This is a genomic window from Sulfitobacter sp. HI0027 (assembly GCF_001634775.1).
GTDB lineage: Bacteria > Pseudomonadota > Alphaproteobacteria > Rhodobacterales > Rhodobacteraceae > Sulfitobacter.
On sequence record NZ_LWER01000063.1, the window covers coordinates 1 to 2857 of the forward strand.

The window sequence follows — 2857 nt, forward strand, 5'->3', positions numbered from 1 at the left end:
GAAACGGACCGGGTCGAGAACATCCGCCGTGTTGGCGAGGTGGCGAAGCTTATGACGGACGCAGGCCTGATTGTTATTACCGCATTCATTTCGCCCTATCGGTCAGAGCGGGATATGATGCGCAGCATGATGCAACCTGGTGAATTCCTTGAGGTGTTCGTTGACACACCGCTTGAAGTAGCCGAGAGCCGTGATGTGAAGGGGCTTTATGCCAAAGCGCGCGCTGGCGAGTTGAAGAACTTTACCGGGATCGATGCGCCCTATGAGGCGCCACAAGCGGCGGAGTTGCGCATTGATACAACGAAGCTAAGCGCAGAAGAAGCGGCTGATTTGATTATTGCGAGGCTGATCCCGGAGCATTAATTTTTGTCTGCTCCGAGCAACACGCCTCACGCCGTCCCTAGCTTTGTATTGTAATAGTCTCAGTTTGACTTTCTAATCTGCCCATTGCGAAAATTCGTCACCTTGATTTAATATCTGAACCAACTTGTAGCTCCCCTTTATGAACGAGAGATCGGCAAGGGGGGCACTCCAAAAAGGCATGTGGTCATTAAATAAAGGCAATGTCGTCCATTTCAAAACCGGACAGATTGACGGTGGATCGGAGAATTGCAACACTATTATCACCGACCATAACGGTAACTTCATTGGTAACGCCATCATAGTTAATTGATGCAGTATCCGTGCCGCCAAGCTGGAGCCTATCCGCTTTTGCACGGAATCGCCCGCCGAGCGACATAGGCATCGTGATGATGACAAGGCACCCGACAACCAAGACCACGCCAATCCATCCGAGGTTCGGCAAACGCTCTCCGACGATGAGGACAGCCAGAACCGCCGCGACGACAGGCTCCAGCAGCGTGATGACCGTTGCCATACTCGCCTCCACACGGGCCAGACCAAATCCAAAACTAAGGTAGCCTAGGAACATCGGCACGGCTGCCATGTAGATCCCTACGGCTGCGTTTGTCCAAGATGCAAGAAACGGCCCTCCCGTCGCGACCAGCACCGGCATCAGCAGCAGACCGCCAAGGCCAAACGTGGCCCCCATCGCAACCGACGACCGCGTGCCTTGCAGCATCATTTTCCGCGCACTCCAAGAATAGAGGGCATATGTTAGTCCGCCAATCAGCCCCAGAGAAACCCCCAAAGGCACGGAATCGCCACCAACCAGTTCGCCGTGGGAGAGATTTTCTGCAACACAGATCAGCCCCATGCCGATCAGCCCGAAAAGGGCCCCGACGGACCACTGTAAAGTCAGATTTTTCCGGTCCAGCAGGTATTCGATAAGCGCAGAGAGCAGTGGAGCAGACCCAATGGTAATGACGGTTCCGACAGTCACGCCAGCGAGCCTCATCGCTCCATAGAAAGCCAGCGGATAAATCGCCACCGAAAGCGCGCCAATCACCAGAAGCCGACGCTGATCCCAAAGTGCAGTGCGAGATCGCGCGATGCCGCGTGCGGCCACCAACGCTTGTGCGATGCCACCGACCCCCATGGCGGCAGCACTGACATCGGGCGCAAATGTTGCCGCCGTTCCGGTCGTGCCCCAGACAATAGCCGAGAAAAGGATTGCGACCACACCCCAAGTCTTTCCCTGCATCATTTCAAAGCGCCTTCAACATGTCGTCGACCATCGCCCTTGCCATAATCACCCGCACGCTGCTGCCCTCCAGCCCCGCCCGTGCCATCGCGCCTTCCAGCAGAAAGGCAATCTGAGCTGCCAAAGACGCCACATGATCGGGTTCTTCTGGAAGCAGATCCGAGATATGCTGCGCAAGAATACTTTCGACTTGTTCTTTGTGCCGCCTGACAGCGGCACGCCCAACATCGCCGACCTCAAGTTCAGCCGCCGCGTTCAATAAACCGCAACCGCGAAACCCCCGCTCATACGCAAATTCAGCGTGATCCTGATAGGCATCGAACACCGCAAGGATACGCTGACTGGGCTCCTTTGCCGTCGCCACACGGTTATCATAGAGCGCCAACCATTCTTCATGCCGTGCCTCAAGATACTGGTTTACCAGATCTGCCTTGGAGGCAAAGTTGTTGTAGAGGCTCTTTTTCGCAACGTCTGCGCGTTCCACAATGGCATCAATGCCGGTTCCGCTGATGCCGTGGTTGTAGAACAGGATCATGGCCGCTTGCATGAGGCGATCATGTGCAGATCCTTTTGGTGTCTTACTTGGCAGGGCCATGTCGAATCTCCCGATAATAGGTAGGTCGGTATACCTACAATCGAGGAGCCGCAAGGGGCAAAGCAATGCTGGCAATCGTTTTCGAAATTCCGCTTAGCAGCCATTGGCCGCGTAGCAGCATCACGTAACTTTGGGCTTATTTTGTTGAAAAACTCTTCCTTGATCGCGGCCTGAACTGCTGATTCAATCCCTTTATTCGGGGGGAGTATTGGCGATGATGGGACCACGACAGGAGGCGCAACCGGCGCTGTTCTACGAGTTCTCGCTGGAGGATCATGTTCCCCAAGATCACCTGCTTCGATCCATTGATCGGTTCGTCGACCTGAGTAGCATCCGCGCCCACCTTGCGGATTTCTACAGCCATACCGGCCGCCCGTCGGTCGATCCCGAGCTGCTGATCCGGATGTTGCTGGTCGGCTATTGCTTCGGCATTCGTTCTGAGCGACGGCTCTGCGAAGAGGTGCATCTGAACCTCGCGTATCGCTGGTTCTGCGGCCTCGATCTGAGCGACCGGGTCCCGGATCACTCGACGTTTTCCAAGAACCGGCATGGGCGTTTTCGCGACAGCGAACTGCTGCGCCACCTGTTTGAGACGACTGTCGCGCGCTGCATCGCCGAAGGTCTGGTCAGCGGCCAGCGAATGGCGATTGACGCCAGCC

4 protein-coding genes are annotated in these 2857 nt (G+C 55.8%); 2 read left to right on the forward strand and 2 right to left on the reverse strand.

The features are described from left to right. Window positions 1-363 (forward strand): adenylyl-sulfate kinase (cysC, locus tag A3722_RS03915; RefSeq protein ID WP_067915922.1); only part of this gene is annotated, 363 nt, incomplete at its 5' end. 187 nt (window positions 364-550) lie between these two features. Here the strand turns inward: cysC and A3722_RS03920 are convergent. Continuing rightward, window positions 551-1606: a DMT family transporter gene (locus A3722_RS03920; RefSeq protein WP_082849345.1), complete on the reverse strand. Its 1056-nt coding sequence runs from the start codon at window positions 1604-1606 to the stop codon at window positions 551-553. A gap of 1 nt (window position 1607) precedes the next feature. Continuing rightward, complete coding sequence (locus A3722_RS03925) at window positions 1608-2198, reverse strand: TetR/AcrR family transcriptional regulator (RefSeq protein WP_067627274.1); 591 nt, start codon at window positions 2196-2198, stop codon at window positions 1608-1610. Window positions 2199-2412: 214 nt separating this feature from the next. On the opposite strand from A3722_RS03925, the gene A3722_RS03930 reads away from it, so the two are divergent. Then, a partial coding sequence (locus A3722_RS03930; RefSeq protein ID WP_150120427.1) for a transposase occupies window positions 2413-2857 on the forward strand: 445 nt, incomplete at its 3' end.